The 13,804-nt window shown below is 66.5% G+C and carries 14 protein-coding genes; 2 read left to right on the plus strand and 12 right to left on the minus strand.

The window, feature by feature from the left end:
• Positions 1 to 4: 4 nt before the first annotated feature.
• The gene (locus ASG79_RS06305; RefSeq protein WP_056389382.1) at positions 5 to 1,351 is read left to right on the plus strand and encodes an alpha-L-fucosidase; all 1,347 of its coding nucleotides are present in this window, start codon (positions 5 to 7) and stop codon (positions 1,349 to 1,351) included.
• A gap of 73 nt (positions 1,352 to 1,424) precedes the next feature.
• On the opposite strand, the gene ASG79_RS06310 is transcribed toward ASG79_RS06305, so the two are convergent.
• The 3 genes from ASG79_RS06310 to ASG79_RS06320 all read right to left on the minus strand — a co-directional run bounded on the left by ASG79_RS06310 (position 1,425) and on the right by ASG79_RS06320 (position 3,937).
• The gene (locus ASG79_RS06310; protein ID WP_056389385.1) at positions 1,425 to 2,177 is read right to left on the minus strand and encodes an ArsR/SmtB family transcription factor; all 753 of its coding nucleotides are present in this window, start codon (positions 2,175 to 2,177) and stop codon (positions 1,425 to 1,427) included.
• A 52-nt stretch (positions 2,178 to 2,229) separates the two neighbouring features.
• Complete coding sequence (locus ASG79_RS06315; protein WP_018771360.1) at positions 2,230 to 3,441, minus strand: mechanosensitive ion channel family protein; 1,212 nt, start codon at positions 3,439 to 3,441, stop codon at positions 2,230 to 2,232.
• A gap of 88 nt (positions 3,442 to 3,529) precedes the next feature.
• Positions 3,530 to 3,937 carry a DUF1304 family protein gene (locus tag ASG79_RS06320; RefSeq protein WP_056389388.1) on the minus strand — a complete coding sequence of 136 codons (408 nt, stop codon included), beginning with the start codon at positions 3,935 to 3,937 and terminating at the stop codon, positions 3,530 to 3,532.
• Between the two features lie 147 nt (positions 3,938 to 4,084).
• Here ASG79_RS06320 and ASG79_RS06325 point away from each other — a divergent pair, with 147 nt between their 5' ends.
• Entirely contained in the window at positions 4,085 to 4,420 is a 336-nt protein-coding gene (locus ASG79_RS06325) for a cupin domain-containing protein (protein WP_018771358.1), read from the plus strand.
• 7 nt (positions 4,421 to 4,427) lie between these two features.
• On the opposite strand, the gene ASG79_RS06330 is transcribed toward ASG79_RS06325, so the two are convergent.
• From ASG79_RS06330 to ASG79_RS06370, 9 genes are all read right to left on the minus strand, one after another.
• Complete coding sequence (locus tag ASG79_RS06330; RefSeq protein WP_056389391.1) at positions 4,428 to 5,669, minus strand: MFS transporter; 1,242 nt, start codon at positions 5,667 to 5,669, stop codon at positions 4,428 to 4,430.
• Between the two features lie 212 nt (positions 5,670 to 5,881).
• On the minus strand, positions 5,882 to 6,070 hold the full coding sequence (locus ASG79_RS06335; protein ID WP_018771356.1) for a hypothetical protein: 189 nt from the start codon (positions 6,068 to 6,070) through the stop codon (positions 5,882 to 5,884).
• A gap of 98 nt (positions 6,071 to 6,168) precedes the next feature.
• Positions 6,169 to 7,443 carry an AGE family epimerase/isomerase gene (locus ASG79_RS06340; RefSeq protein ID WP_056389393.1) on the minus strand — a complete coding sequence of 425 codons (1,275 nt, stop codon included), beginning with the start codon at positions 7,441 to 7,443 and terminating at the stop codon, positions 6,169 to 6,171.
• A 43-nt stretch (positions 7,444 to 7,486) separates the two neighbouring features.
• Positions 7,487 to 8,230, minus strand: coding sequence for a sulfite exporter TauE/SafE family protein (locus tag ASG79_RS06345; protein ID WP_018771354.1), 744 nt, complete (start codon positions 8,228 to 8,230; stop codon positions 7,487 to 7,489).
• The gene (locus tag ASG79_RS06350) at positions 8,231 to 9,670 is read right to left on the minus strand and encodes an NAD-dependent succinate-semialdehyde dehydrogenase (protein ID WP_056389395.1); all 1,440 of its coding nucleotides are present in this window, start codon (positions 9,668 to 9,670) and stop codon (positions 8,231 to 8,233) included.
• A 78-nt stretch (positions 9,671 to 9,748) separates the two neighbouring features.
• Positions 9,749 to 10,564 (minus strand): carbohydrate ABC transporter permease, encoded by an 816-nt coding sequence (locus tag ASG79_RS06355; protein ID WP_018771352.1) that lies wholly within the window; start codon positions 10,562 to 10,564, stop codon positions 9,749 to 9,751.
• A 4-nt stretch (positions 10,565 to 10,568) separates the two neighbouring features.
• Positions 10,569 to 11,525, minus strand: a complete 957-nt coding sequence (locus tag ASG79_RS06360; RefSeq protein WP_018771351.1) for a carbohydrate ABC transporter permease — start codon at positions 11,523 to 11,525, stop codon at positions 10,569 to 10,571.
• Positions 11,522 to 12,811, minus strand: coding sequence for an ABC transporter substrate-binding protein (locus tag ASG79_RS06365; RefSeq protein ID WP_056389396.1), 1,290 nt, complete (start codon positions 12,809 to 12,811; stop codon positions 11,522 to 11,524). The genes ASG79_RS06360 and ASG79_RS06365 overlap by 4 nt, the downstream gene beginning before the upstream one ends.
• 92 nt (positions 12,812 to 12,903) lie before the next feature.
• Positions 12,904 to 13,788 (minus strand): aldolase, encoded by an 885-nt coding sequence (locus tag ASG79_RS06370; protein WP_056389397.1) that lies wholly within the window; start codon positions 13,786 to 13,788, stop codon positions 12,904 to 12,906.
• Positions 13,789 to 13,804: the final 16 nt, after the last annotated feature.

The raw sequence follows: 13,804 nt of genomic DNA on the forward strand, positions 1-13,804 counted from the left end.
CATTATGACTGACAGCACAGCTATGCCTGAAGACTGGAACAAATTGGCCAGGCCCGTGCCGGAGTGGTTCCAGAACGCGCCGTTCGGCATCTTCATCCACTGGGGCGCCTACTCCGTTCCCGCCTGGGCCGAACCCATCGGCGCCCTGGGCACCATCGAGGACCGCGAGTGGTTTACCCACAACCCTTATGCGGAGTGGTACTACAACACCATCCGCATTGACGGCAGTCCTGCCCAACAGCACCACCGGGACGTGTTCGGAGGCGAGGACTACGACGCCTTCCTGGACCAGTGGAAAGCAGAACAGTTCGATCCGGGGGACTGGGTGGAGCTGTTCAAATTCGCCGGTGCCGATTACGTGGTGCCCACCACGAAGCACCATGACGGCATCGCGCTCTGGGACGCTCCGGGAACAGGCGAACGGAACACGGTCCACCGCGGACCGCGCAGGGACCTGATCGGCGAAATCGCCCGGGCCGTGGGTGACAAGGGCCTGAAGCTGGGCCTGTACTATTCCGGCGGACTGGATTGGCATGTACGCCCCTTCCCGCCGCACGTCACCAGCGAAAGCGTCCACGACACTTCCCGCCCCAAGGACGCCGGCTACGCCGAATACGCCTACAACCACGTGGTGGACCTGGTGGACAAGTATCGTCCAGACGTCCTGTGGAACGACATCGAATGGCCCGACGCCGGCAAGCACTTTGGCGAGTACGGGCTCGGCCGGCTGTTCGAGCACTTCTACTCGATCAGTCCGCAAGGCGTGGTGAACGACCGGTGGGGCGCCACCCACAAGGACTATGCCACCAGCGAGTACGAAGCGGCCAGGGAGAACGAGTCCGAATCCGAGTGGGAGAACTGCAGGGGCATCGGATTCTCCTTCGGCTACAACCAGGTGGAAGGACCGGAGCAGTCGCTGACCGGCCAGCAGTTGGCCCGCCAGCTCACGGACGTGGTCTCCCGCGGTGGCCACTTCCTGCTGAACGTGGGACCGCGGGCGGACGGCACCATTCCTGAGATCCAGCGCCAGGCCTTGACCGATCTTGGCCACTGGATGGCTTCCGCCAAGCAGTACCTCGTGGGTGCCCGTCCGCTTCAGGATGGAACCGTGGCAAGCAGCGACGACCCCTGGATCCGCTGGGTTGACCGCGGAACGGAAGCCGTGGCCTTTGTTGACTTGCTAGGCGGGGGAACGGAAGCCGCCTTGAAGCTGGACGCGGGCAGGTTCTCATTGTCACAAGCGTCAGCGGCGGGTGACGGCGGAACGGTCGAGGCCACCGTGGATGGACTCAAAGTCACCCTGTCGCCTGACCGAACCGGGCCGGCCATCGTCCGCGTCCCCAAGGCATAGCATAGTCCCGGAAGTGCATCGACGGCGGCGGGCAGCACCCGCCGCCGTCGTGCGTTACCTCAAAATCAATGGCTTAGGTGTACATCAGCGAGCCGGGCGTAGTGAGTTTTTCGCCGGTTTCCAGCCATGTCTTCAGGCCGGAGAGGATCATCGGCCAGCCGCCGTAAAGCTGTTCGTTGGCACCCTCGCGCAGGTCGCTGTGGGTGACGGTGAGGTGGCAGGAATCGCCCACCGGTTCGATCTCCCAGGTGATGGTGGACGTGCCCTCGGCCTTGACGTCCTCGCCCCACAGGGCGCGCATGGTCTGGACCAGGCGGCGCGGCGGGTCCACCTCCAGGTTTTCGCCTTCGCCGAGGGCCTCCCCGGCCTTCGGGTTGCCCATCACGAAGCGTCCGCCCGGTGACCAGTCGGAATCGATGGTGTTGCCGAACTGGTACTTGCTGCGGATGTCGCTGTCCGTGATGGCTTCCCAGAGCCGTTCGGGCGTGGTCTTGATGTAGATCTCGAAGATTTTTTCCATGGGACTTTCCAATCTGGATTTGAGGTCGCTGAGGGCAGCGGCCCATGGTTCTGCGTATTTGCTGACCCAGCGGTCGTGGACCAGGCGGATGGGGACAGGATTGAGGAAGTGCAGCTTTTCCCGCCCCCGACGGCGGGTCACCACCAGGCCTGCGTCCTCCAGGATGCGGAGGTGCTTGGCGATCCCGAACCGGCTCATGCTGAACCGGGCTTCAAGGGCGCTCAGGGTTTGGCCGTCCTCGCGGTAGAGCTCATCGAGCAGGTCCCGGCGGGTGGGGTCGGAGAGTGCCTTGAACACGTCGTCCATGACAGCAATGATATGTGACCTAATGGTCACCTATCAAGGGGTCTTGCCTGCCTCAGTTGCGGGAGGCAAGGTTCCGGTCCCGCTCCTCGAACACTTCCTCACCGGGCCCGGTGAACGCGCGCGACCTCTCCACTGCCTCGATGGAGCCGGTGAACAGCTGCGATTCGTGCGGGTCCGCCGGGGGACGGGCACCGGCGGCCGGGGGCGACCCCAGCCCGCGCAGTGGTGCCCTGCGCCGTGCGGCCGTGCCGCCGTCGTCCGCTGCCTGCTCCCAGCGCTGGTGCGGCAGGGCCTCCGGATGGTTCTGCTGCAGGAACATGACCATGGTTTCCCGGACCAGGCAGCGCAGGTCGAAGAGCGCGGCACTGTCCGCCGCGCTGACCAGGATCCGGACGCGGACAAAGCCGCCGGTGGCGTCGGTGATCTGCAGGACGCCCACGCGCTCGTCCCAGAGCTCGGAATCCGCCAGGACGCGGCGCAGTTCGGTGCGCATGTCCTCCACGGGGGCGCGCCAGTCCAGGTCGAACTCCACGGTGCCCATGACCTCGGACTGGCGGCGGGTCCAGTTCTCGAACGGCGTGGTGGTGAAGTAGGTGGACGGCAGGATGAGCCGCCGGTCGTCCCAGAGGTGCACCACCACGTAGGTGAGGGTGATCTCCTCGATCCGGCCCCATTCCTTCTGCACCACCACCACATCGTCCACACGGATGGCATCGGTGAACGCCAACTGCATGCCGGCGAAGACGTTCACCAGCGACGTCTGCGCGGCGAGGCCCGCAACGATGGAAATCACCCCGGCGGACGCCAGCAGCCCCGCGCCCAGCGCCTGGATGGCGGGGAAGGTCAGCATCGCGGTGCCGACGGCGAGCACCACCACCAGTGCCACGGCGATGCGCCGTGCCAGGATCATCTGCGTGCGCAGGCGCCGTGCCCGCCGGTTGTCCGCCACGTCCACGCTGTGCCGGTTCAGCACCACGGCTTCCACGATGAGCAGCACCGCGACGGCGAGCCAGGCGACCGCGCCGATGAGGGCGATCAGCAGGAGATGGTCGACGCCGGCGTGCCAGCTTTCGTTGTTGGCCGTGAGCCTGAGGGCAGCACGGACGCCCACCAGGCACAGTGCCAGCCGCAAGGGCTGGCGGGCCACCCGGGAGGTTGCCTGCAGCTCGGGCCGGTTCCGGTTCAGATGGAGGACCACCTTGCGGAGCAGCCAGGACAGGACCAGTCCGGCGGCCACCGCCACGGCGACGGCAAGGAAGGGCATGGCGCGGTTAAGTAGGTCTGGCATCCGTTAACCACTACCAACTTCGGCGGCAGGACCGAAATCGCGCCGGCGCCTTGGCGTGCCCCGCTTATGGCCCCAGCGGCAGCAGGAGCAAGGCAACGAGTGCCGGGACGGTGGCCGCGAGGGTTCCCGGCACACTCTCCCATTTACTTGGGTAGTGGCCCTGGATGTCGGCGAGCAGCATGGTGGGGGCGGTGAGGACCATGTTGGCGCAGCAGTAGACCACCAGTGTGTAGCCCACCACGAGCTGCCCGGAGTTGGCGGCAACCACTCCGGCGATCACCCCCAGCGCAATCACCAGGTTCCTGTAACCGGTGGGGATGGCCCACATCATCACTGCACGCACATTTTCCGGCGGCGTACTCAGGAACTTCTGAGCCCACCGGTGACGGCGGAGGAGGAAGCTCTCCACTGGAAACACGACGATGTAGATGGCTGCGGCGAGTACCGCGAAGACCTGCGCTGCGGTGTTCATGCTTGCAGCGTAGGGCTGCGCCTGCGGGCTGCTCCATCCCCGGATTGGGGGATCTTGGACGCCCACGCCGACGCTGGCGCCCGCGCTCGCACCGGAAGGCCGTTTGGCACGTGTTCATCTCCCCACCACGTGGGTAGCCTTGGGCCCATGCAGAAGATATCGATTGACGCGCTGGCCCGGCAGCAGCTCGAAGCAGCCATCGGCTCCCCGAACGGAAGGGCTGCGGACACGGTGTACGGGGGCCACGAAAAGATCCTCCGGCAGACGGTCATGGCGATGACCGCGGGAACGCAGCTGAGTGAGCACCAGAATCCGGGCGACGCCACGGTGTTCGTGATCCGGGGCTGCGTCAGCCTCCGCGCTGGCGGGGAATCCTGGCAGGGCAAGTCCGGCGACCTGCTGATCGTCCCGCCCGGTCTGCACAGCCTTCACGCCGAGGAGGACTCCACCTTCCTGTTCACGGTGGCCAAGCACCGGGACTGACCCAGGGTCAGGCCGGGTCCTTGACGGTGTCCTTCACCGGCCGGGGCTCCAGCCAGATGCGTTCACGGGGGCCTGGTGGGTAGGCGTAGCGCTTACCGGCAAGGGTGATCACCAGGGCGGCAACCACAGGAATCGCCGCCGCCGCCGGGACCAGCAGCGGGCCGCCAACCACCAGGGCCGCGGAGCCGTAAAGTGCCCCGACGGTGATGCCCAGCTGGATGGTCAGGACGGTGAGCCCGTTCGCGGCCTCACTGTATTCGCCGCCGGCCCGGAGGATCGCCGACTGGTTGTAAATGCCGATCGCGCCCAGGCCGGCTCCCCAAATGGTCATCAGCACCAGGGCCGCGGGCAGGTTCCCCACGGCGAGGGGCAGGAGGAACATCGATGCTGCGATGGCCGCCGTCGTGATGAGCAGCGAGCGGCGGGGACGCGAGTCCACGGTGAGTCCAGCGATCCAAATACCCAGCAGTCCGGACCCGCCCAGTACCGTGAGCGAGAGGCTGATGGCGTAGTCCGGCAGGGCCGCCTCGCGGATGAACGGCGCGATATAGGTGAACAGCGCGAAGTGGGCCAGGACCAGCAGCGGCCAGGCGGTGGCCACCGACTTCACGCCGGGCTGGCCGATGGCCTTGCGCAGTGACGGCCGGACCGAATCGGTAATGCGCCGGACGCGGGGAAGCAGCCAGAACGCCAGCACGGTCAGGACCACGCCGAACCCGGCGAGCACCAGGAACGCTGCGCGCCAGCCCAGGAATACGCCCAGAGCCGTACCCACCGGAGCGCCGATGGCCAGGCCCAGGCTGTTGCCGCTGAACACGATGGCCAGGGCCTTGCCCACCTTGTCCGCCGGGACCACGCGGGATACGAACGGCGCCATGGTGGTCCACAGCAGCCCATGCGCCAGCCCGCCCACCAAACGCGCGATCATCGCGGCGGTGAAATCCGGTGCGAGTCCCACCATCGCGTTGCTGAGCGCGAAGGTCAGGACCAGCCCAACCAGCAGGGCGTGGCGGGGAATCTTCCCCAGCAACCGGGCGGCCGGAACCACCGTGACAACAATGACGGCGGCGTAGGCGGCGGCAAGGTAGCCGGCCACCGGCTCGGACACTCCCAGGCCGGTGCTGATCTGGGGCAGCAGGCCGGACGGCAGGAGTTCAGTGGAGATGGCCGTAAAAGCGATGGTGGCGAGGACCACCATCGCGGCATACGGAAAACGGGCAGGTTCCGGCGCAGGGATCGCGGAAGACATGGGGGAAGCGTCCATTCAAGGGGGAGGGTGTGGAATGCGGCGCTGCTCGCCTGACAATTCCTCCCTTAAATTTACCGGATCGAAGGGTCTGTCACAGACATGACACGTTGTCCGGATCGTGCTCCCGCTCCTGCCGTGCGGGACCCGCTGCCAGGCTCCCCGAACCTGGTCCCCGGCCGTGATCCCCGAACCGTGATTCCGGTCAGGAAGTCCTACCTGCGGCCGAAATCGGTGTCCGTGTACGACCCCGGCCGGCCGGACGCACTGCCTTGGCAGGTACAGGTGCCCTGCACTTCGATGCGCACCGCCGTCGGCCGCGCGGCGTCCAGGTGCAGGGTCACGGGCTCATGGTCCGCAGCGGCGACGCGCAGGAGTGATTCTTCGGGGGAGATGGCAGACATCGCTGTCCTTTCGGAAGGGGGTCGTTTTAGGGGGATTGTTCAGGAGGACTGTTTCCGGGGGCAAGCCGGGGGCGTGCCGCCCGGGACGAAGTGCCGAATCAGCGGCCGGCTGATTCGCTGGCCTGCAGGGTTTGGTTAAGGCGTATGTCCAGCAATCCTGCCGCGACCGCCGGTGCCAGCCCGGGGGCCAGCGGAAGGCGGGGGACCACCAGGCAGTGCCACAGGTGGTAGATGTCCGCCTTGCCTGACCATACGGTGGAGGAGACATTGCCGTTCTCGTCGAGTTCCTGCTTCCAGGACCCATGCTCGTAGTCGATGAACCAGTCACGGGCATGGTCCCAGATCCGCTCATACCAGTCCGCGTACTTCTGGTCCCCCGTGGCGATATAGAGGGCTGCCGCACCCCCGATTGCCTCGGCGGGCACCCAGCGGATGCGGGTGGTGACCACCGGCTTGCCCTCCCAGTCAACGGTGTACACAAAGCCGGGGTGGCCGTCCGGTTCCCAGGCGTCGCGGATGGCGGCGTCAAACAGGCCGCGCGCATCGTCGAGCAGCCAGGCCGGGACGTCCAGGCCGCGGGCTTCGAGCCCGGCACGGAGGTGGAGGAGCAGGCGCGCCCACTCAACCCAGTGGCCTGGGGTGCCGCCGTACGCCCGGAACTGGCTGGCCCGGTCATCGGTGTTGTACTCCGGCATGGGGTTCCACTCCGGGTCGAAGTGCTCGAACACCCGGTAGTTGTTGTTGCGGGCAAAGTTGTGGATGAGCACTTCGGCGATGTGCAGGGCCCGTTCGAGCCAGCGGTTCTCCCCGGTCACATCGGCCACAATGAGGTATGCCTCCACGGAATGCATGCTCGCGTTTCCGCCACGGTATGCCTCGGTTTCCGTGAATTCCCGGTTCCACGAGTCGAAACACATGTTGGCCTGGTGGTCCCAGAATTTGGTGTCAGCCACCCGGAGCGCCTCGTCCAGCAATTCGCGGGCCCCTGGCCGCCCTGCGGCGACGGCACTGGCAGCGGCGAGGAGCACGAAGGAATGCTGGTAGCCGGACTTCGTATCGTTCACGGGGCCGTTCGCGTCCACCTCGGCGTACCAGCCGCCGAACTCATCGTCGTGGAGGGGGCCGTTGAGCGCAGCGATGCCGTGGTCCACAAGGAGCGCGGCACCCGGCCTGCCCATCAGCGCGGCGACGGCGAAACTGTGCGTCATCCGGGCGGTGATCCACAGATGGGTGGGCTTGTCGGCGAACACCTTGCCGTAGTTGTCCAGCCAGCCGAATCCGGTGGGGACCTTGGAGGCCTCGGCAAAGCGGACCAGCCGGTCCGTCTCCGCCTCAAGCCATCGTGCGTGGGCGGCACTGTCGAGCCACGTCATGTTAATTCCTCTCTCTGGTGCTGGTGCAGGTGAAAATGTCGGATCAGGCGACGGCATCGGATATGCCGCGGATGATGGTGGCGGCCGCGCCCAGGTAGGCCAGGACGATCAGCAATATCTGCGCGGCGCGGGTGGGGACGTGCTTGGCGGCGAGGTCGCCAAGAACCAGGCCAGCCAGGCAGGCGACGGCGACGGCGAGCCACATCGCCAGGGGCATCACGGGGAACGTCTGGGGCGCGGTGATCGCCTTGGAGATGAGCGAGAAGACGCCGATGGTGAAGAAGTACGGTTGCATCGTGGCCGCGAAGGACTTGTGCTGCCACCGGGTGGCGATGGAATACATGCTGACGGCTGGACCGCCCACTCCTGCCGCTGTGTTCATGAACCCGCTCAGGCTGCCGGCGGTGAGCAGGTACCGCCGGCGCGCCGGCAGCGTGGCGGACTTCAGGGCCAGCAGGATGGTCAGTCCGGCGGCGAGGATCACCCCGATGGAAATTTCCAGGACCGCCGCCGGGACCAGCCGGATCAGGAATGCGGCCGGGACAATGCCGAGCAGCGCCGAGGCCGCGAGCATTAGGTACCGCTTCCAGTCGATGTCCCGCACCACCCGGAAGATGATGGCGCCCGCCGTCACGGCGCCGCACACATTCACCAGCACTACTCCTTCCACCGGGCCCAGGAGCAGGACCAGGAAGGGCGCGGCCACCAGGGCGAAGCCCATCCCGGTGATCCGCTGCATCCCGGCGCCCATGACGACGGCGCCCAGCACCAGTCCGGTGGTCAGCACTTACGGCCGCCAGGCCACGTACTGGACCTCCTCGAACTCTTCGAGGCCCAGGCTTGATCCTTCCCGGCCCAGGCCCGACTGCTTGGCGCCGCCCATGGGAGCGAAAGCAACGGAGGGCAGGGGATCGTTGACGCCCACGATGCCGGCTTCGAGGCGTTCGGGAATGTCCCAGCCGCGCTTGGCGCTGCTGGTCCACACGTAGGCAGCCAGGCCCATCTCGGTGGCGTTCGCCTTCCTGATGGCGTCCTCTTCGGAGGAGAAGGTGACGACGCCGGCCGCCGGGCCAAAGACTTCCTCGGTCACCAGGCGTGCGTCGTCCGGGACGTCCGCCAGCAGGGTGGGTGCCAGGAAGGACCCCTTGGCCGGGACGTCGGTGCGCTGGGTGACCTGCCGGGCGCCCCGGCTGAGTGCGTCGTCCACCAGGGACTGAACCGCGGCCACCCTTTCGGCGTCGATAACGGGACCGAGCTCCGGAACCGGTGCGCCGCCGTCGGGAACGCCGTGGCCGATGCTCATCGCATCAAAGCGGGCGCCCAGCCTCTGTGCAAACTCCTCCGCGATGCCCTCCTGGACCAGGAACCGGTTGGCGGCAACGCAGGACTGGCCCGTGTTGCGGAGCCGGCCCAGGACGGCACCGTCGACGGCGGCGTCCAAATCGGCGTCCTCGAACACGATGAAGGGTGCGTTGCCGCCCAGCTCCAGCAGTGGCCGGACCACGCGTTCCGAGGCTGAGGCCATGATCTGCCGGCCCACGCCGGTGGATCCGGTGAAACTGACGGCCCTGACCGCGGGGTGGGACATCAGGGCGGCGGTGATGTCACGGGAGGGGCCGTGGACCACGTTGACCACGCCGGCGGGGAAGCCGGCGTCGTGCAGGACTTCGAACAGTCCCGTGGCAGCCAGCGGCGCCTTCTCAGACACCCGGCCCACCACCGTGCAGCCTGCGGCCAGCATCGCGGCGAGCTTCCGCGCCTGGATGGAGACCGGGAAGTTCCAGGGGGTGAGGCTGAGCGCTACTCCGATGGGTTTGCGCAGGCTCAGATGGCGGCGGCCACGCAGTTCAGGCGGGCTGACGGTGCCGGTGGCCCGGCGCGCCTCCTCCGCGAACCAGCGGAAGTACTCCACGGAGAAGTCCACCTCCCCCTGCGCTTCGGGAAGCCGTTTGCCGGCTTCGAGTGCCAGGGTGTGGGCCAGTTCGTCGCGGCGTTCTGCCAGGAGGTCGGCGGCGTTGCGGAGCAGGTCTGCCCGGTGGCGGACGGTGGAGCCGGACCAGGAATTGAAGGCCTCCGCGGCGGCGCCGGCGGCCTTGGTGGCATCGTCGGCCGTGCCCCAGGCCACCTCTCCCACGGTGGTGCCGTTGCCCGGGTCAATCACGTCCTTGGCGGTTCCGGAGGTGTGCCAGGTGCCGTTAATGAGGTGCCGGGCGGATTTGAGGTTCATGGATTGTGCCTTTCGTAGGGCTGGGAAAAGATTCGACAGTTCCGGGCGGCCGCCAAAGCCGGGCCCGGGCCTGGTTCCTTATCCCTTGCTCGCGCCGGCGGTGATGCCGGCTACAAAGTAGCGCTGCAGGAAGACGTAGGCGATGACGACGGGCAGGGATGCCAGGATCACGCCGGCGAACAGCAGCGGGTAGTTGGTTTGGAACTCGCCCTGGAAACTCAGCAGAGCCAGCGGCAGGGTGCGGTTGCCGGGGGACTGGATGAACAGCAGCGGGTACAGCAACTCGTTCCAGTGGATGACGAACAGGAAGATGGCGGCTGCGGCGATGGAGGGCGCCGAGAGCGGCAGGGCGATGGAGAAGTAGGTCTTCCACGGTCCGCTGCCGTCGATGGAGCTGGCCTCGTAGAGTTCCTTGGGCAGGGTCCGCATGAACCCGCCCAGGATGAACACGGCGATGGGCAGCGTGGAGACCACGTTGGCCACGACCAGGCCGGCCAGGTTGTCCAGCAGGCCAAGCCGGCCGAAGAGCACATAGAGCGGCACCATGTTGGCCTGCGCCGGGATGGCCATGCCCAGGACCAGGAACCCGAAGATGGCCCAGGCCATAAATCCCTTCAGCCGGGACACGGCGTAGCCGGCCAGGCTGGCAAGGAACAGGGTGAGCGGCACGGAGATACCCGTGACGATCGCGCTGTTCATGAAGGATGAGCCCAGGTTCTGGCCGCCCACCACTTCCGCGAAGTTGTCGGCGGAGAGGGAGTGCGGCAGGCTGAATGGCCCGGCGAACAGTTCCTGCGTGGACTTGAAACTGCCGAACGCCACCACGGTCAGTGGAACGATGATGATGACCGCATAGATGGCCAGGATGGCGCGGCGGCTTAGTGAGGCGAGCATGCTGCTATTCCCCCTTCGGGGTCAGCCGGAGCAGTCGGCGCTGAAGCCAGGTGACCAGGGCGATCATCGCCATGAAGATGATCGACTGGGCGGCGGCGTAGCCGAACTCCGAGTTGGCAAAGGTGCTGTAAATGCGGGTGGACAGGATGTCCAGGGCAGCCTTGGGCGGGTTGCCCGCGATACCGAGGATCAGGTCGAATGCCTTGAACGATTGGACGGTGGTGTAGGCCACCACAATGGACGTGGCCGGGGCCACGAATGGCCAGGTGATGGACTTGAACTGCTGCCACTTGTTGGCGCCGTCCATTTCGGCTGCTTCGTAGAGTTCCCTGGGGATGGCCTGCAGCCCCGCGATATAGACCACCATCATCTGGCCGGAATGGAACCACACCTGGGTGACAGCAACCCAGTAGAGGGCCTGGGCGTCATTGCCGAGGTAGGCCCCGCCGTCCACCCCCACGGTTCTGAGGACCGAGTTGGCCAGGCCGAAATTGGGGTCGTAGATGAACTTCCAGATGAAGGCCACGGACACCGAGGACAGGATGGTGGGGAAGAAGAACAGGGCGCGGAGCAGGATGCTGCCGCGTGAGTTCCGGGTGAGGAGCAGTGCCAGGACCAGCGAGAACGCCGTTTGGGCGATGACCACCAGCAGCACGAACTTCAGGTTGTTGGTCAGGGCATTGGTGAACAGCGAGTCCTTGGTGAACGCACGGATGAAGTTGTCCAGGCCCACGTAGTTGAAGGCCGCCGAGAAGCCGTTCCAGTCCGTGATGGCGTACTGGAAGGCCTGCAGCGTGGGCATCACCAGGAAGAAGGCGACGACGGCGACGGCGGGCAGTGGGAAGAGGTACAGTGCCGGATTCACCCGGGTGGGGGAGCGCCGGCGCACCTTGGGGGCGTTGGCGGAGGTTTGGCTCTCCGGCGCCTTGCCCTTGGCTGCGGTTCCGGGATGGATGCTCATAGCCGTTCATCAACAATCTTCTGGGCGGCGGCGGCTGCCTGTTCCGGGCTGGTGCCGGAGATGACGGCCGTGGCACTGGCCTCCACCGCATTGCGGACGTCGAGGTTCTGGAACTGGAAGCGGGCTGCGAGCGCCGTCTTCTTCTGCAGCCAGGGGCTCAGCCGCTTCAGGTCCGGGTTGGTGTACTCCACCTTGTCCACGGACACGTGCTGGGCGGTCTGGTTGGCGTAGTAGCCGGCGTTTTCGGGCTCGGAGAGGAAATCGATCCAGGCTGCCGCGGCGGCCTGGTTCTTGCTGGCCGAGTTGACGCCGAGGATGAACGTGGCGTTGTAGGCGCCCTCGTATTTGCCGTTGCCGTCGGAAGTGGTGTTGGGGAACACCAGGTCGATGGGGAACTTGGCGCCGAGTCCCCGCACGGCGGCGATGTGGTAGGAGCCGGTGGCCAGCATGGCGGCCTTGCCCTGGGAGAACAGGTTCTGGGCCGGTTCCACGGCGGTGCCGGTGGCGTTGGGCTGAACGAAGGGCTTCAGGTCCTTGTACTGGTTAAGCATCTTGATGAACCAGTCGTCGGTGCACTTGAGCTTGCCCTGTTCGATCTGGGCGCACATGTCGTCAACGGGGGCGTTGTTGGCAATCATGCAGTTGAACAGCTGGCCGCCGTTTCCGACATCGCCGCCCGGCCAGGAGATGGGGATGACACCGGCGGAGGCCAGCTTCTCGCACATGCCCAGGAACGCATCCCAGTTCTTGGGGGCGATCTCCGCACCGGCCTTGTCAAAGAGATCCACGTTGGCCATGGGCATGGGGAACACCACCTGGTAGGGCAGGCCCAGTTGGCTGTCGCCGTTCCGGCCCGCGGACAGCAGCCCCTTCTGGTAGTTGCCCACCGCATTGCTGTCCTTGAGCTCGGTGTAGATGCCGGCTTCGGTGAAGTTCTTGAACTGGGCGCCGCGGAAGGTGGCAAAAGCGTCGCCGATCGAGCCGCCGCGCAGCTTCTGGAGGGCCTGGGCGTTGTAGTCGTTGGAGGTGGAGATGTCCTGGGCAACCTCCACGCCGTTGTGCTGGGCGGCGAAGCGCTTGATGAGTTCGTCGAACACGGCCTTGTCCTCGCCGCGCCAGTGGGCGAACGACACCCTGCCGGTCACGGCGCCGGTGGAGGGTGCCGCCGGTCCGGTGGCACCGCCGGGTTTGGTGGAACCGCCGGGCCCGGCGCACGCTGCCGCAGCGGCGCCGAAGCCCATGGCTCCCAGAAGGGCGACTGCCTGCCTGCGTGAAATCTGACTCACAATAATCTCCTCGTTGAGTGTTTGGTGTGCCTAGTTTGCTTACTGCGGAAAGGGTGTGCCCCGGTCAGGACGTTGGTGCGCGCCACCTATGGCTACGCGTGCGTCCTCTGCGCGGAGACGACGTCGTCAACGACGGCGCAGAGGCGCTGCAGCCGGCGGACGGCGTCGGTGGAGAGGGATTCGACGACGTCGGGGGCACCGATGCAGGATGCCCAGACGGCGCGTCCGGAGAGGAAGCCGCTGGCGCCTTCCAGGCAGGCCCACCGAACGGCATCCGGGAAGACGTCCTCGGGGACGCCGGAGGACAGGACCACCCAGGGGCCGTCGATGGCCTTGGTCAGTTCGGCGCAGGCGGCGCGGACCTGGTCTTCGGGGGCTTGGCCGTGGAAGGGGACCTCCGCTTTGTAGAGGTCGGCGCCCAGGCTTCCGAGTTCCTTGGCTGCGGCCAGGATGCCGGCATCCCAGTCAAAGTCGCCGCCGGCCAGGGGCTTGCGGGAGACGGGCTCGATGATGCTGATCAGTCCGGCGGACCGGCAGCTTTCCACGAATTCACGGACCATGGCCACACGGCCTTCGGCGGGCTCGTCCGGGCGGTAGAGGACCAGCAGCTTGAGGGCCTTCACGCCCAGGGCCGCGTACTTCTGCGGATCCACCAGCCGGTCGATGGTGACCTCGCCAACGAGCTCGCCGTGGGCGGATTCGAAGTGGTCGGCGGAGGCGATGAGCCCGCAGCTGGGGTCCACGACGCCGGCCTCGATGGCCTGGTCCAGGGCGAACTGACGGTCGATCAGGATGCCGGAGGCGTACGGGGTCAGGATCCGGGCTGCTTCAAGCTTGAAGTCGCGCAGGACCTGGTCCGTGACGGGCTGGTCGGTGTGTTCGGCGAACATGTTCCGCATGGCTTCGCGCTGGTCCACGGCCAGCATGGCGAAGGCGCCGGAGGGGCGCTGGAGCGGGGAGAGGTCGGTATGGCTCATGGGGTGGCTTCTTTCG

Source organism: Arthrobacter sp. Soil761 (assembly GCF_001428325.1).
GTDB lineage: Bacteria > Actinomycetota > Actinomycetes > Actinomycetales > Micrococcaceae > Arthrobacter.

What these genes read in the sequence shown, in the direction of transcription:
- ASG79_RS06315 (WP_018771360.1), bottom strand. Translation starts at nt 3,441, where the DNA reads ATGCCCTTCCTTGCCGTCGCCGTGGCGGTGGCCGCCGGACTGGTCCTG.
- ASG79_RS06340 (WP_056389393.1), bottom strand. Translation starts at nt 7,443, where the DNA reads ATGACGTGGCTCGACAGTGCCGCCCACGCACGATGGCTTGAGGCGGAG.
- ASG79_RS06320 (WP_056389388.1), bottom strand. Translation starts at nt 3,937, where the DNA reads ATGAACACCGCAGCGCAGGTCTTCGCGGTACTCGCCGCAGCCATCTAC.
- ASG79_RS06355 (WP_018771352.1), bottom strand. Translation starts at nt 10,564, where the DNA reads ATGCTCGCCTCACTAAGCCGCCGCGCCATCCTGGCCATCTATGCGGTC.
- ASG79_RS06330 (WP_056389391.1), bottom strand. Translation starts at nt 5,669, where the DNA reads ATGTCTTCCGCGATCCCTGCGCCGGAACCTGCCCGTTTTCCGTATGCC.
- ASG79_RS06350 (WP_056389395.1), bottom strand. Translation starts at nt 9,670, where the DNA reads ATGAACCTCAAATCCGCCCGGCACCTCATTAACGGCACCTGGCACACC.
- ASG79_RS06310 (WP_056389385.1), bottom strand. Translation starts at nt 2,177, where the DNA reads ATGGACGACGTGTTCAAGGCACTCTCCGACCCCACCCGCCGGGACCTG.
- ASG79_RS06370 (WP_056389397.1), bottom strand. Translation starts at nt 13,788, where the DNA reads ATGAGCCATACCGACCTCTCCCCGCTCCAGCGCCCCTCCGGCGCCTTC.
- ASG79_RS06360 (WP_018771351.1), bottom strand. Translation starts at nt 11,525, where the DNA reads ATGAGCATCCATCCCGGAACCGCAGCCAAGGGCAAGGCGCCGGAGAGC.
- ASG79_RS06305 (WP_056389382.1), top strand. Translation starts at nt 5, where the DNA reads ATGACTGACAGCACAGCTATGCCTGAAGACTGGAACAAATTGGCCAGG.
- ASG79_RS06335 (WP_018771356.1), bottom strand. Translation starts at nt 6,070, where the DNA reads ATGTCTGCCATCTCCCCCGAAGAATCACTCCTGCGCGTCGCCGCTGCG.
- ASG79_RS06325 (WP_018771358.1), top strand. Translation starts at nt 4,085, where the DNA reads ATGCAGAAGATATCGATTGACGCGCTGGCCCGGCAGCAGCTCGAAGCA.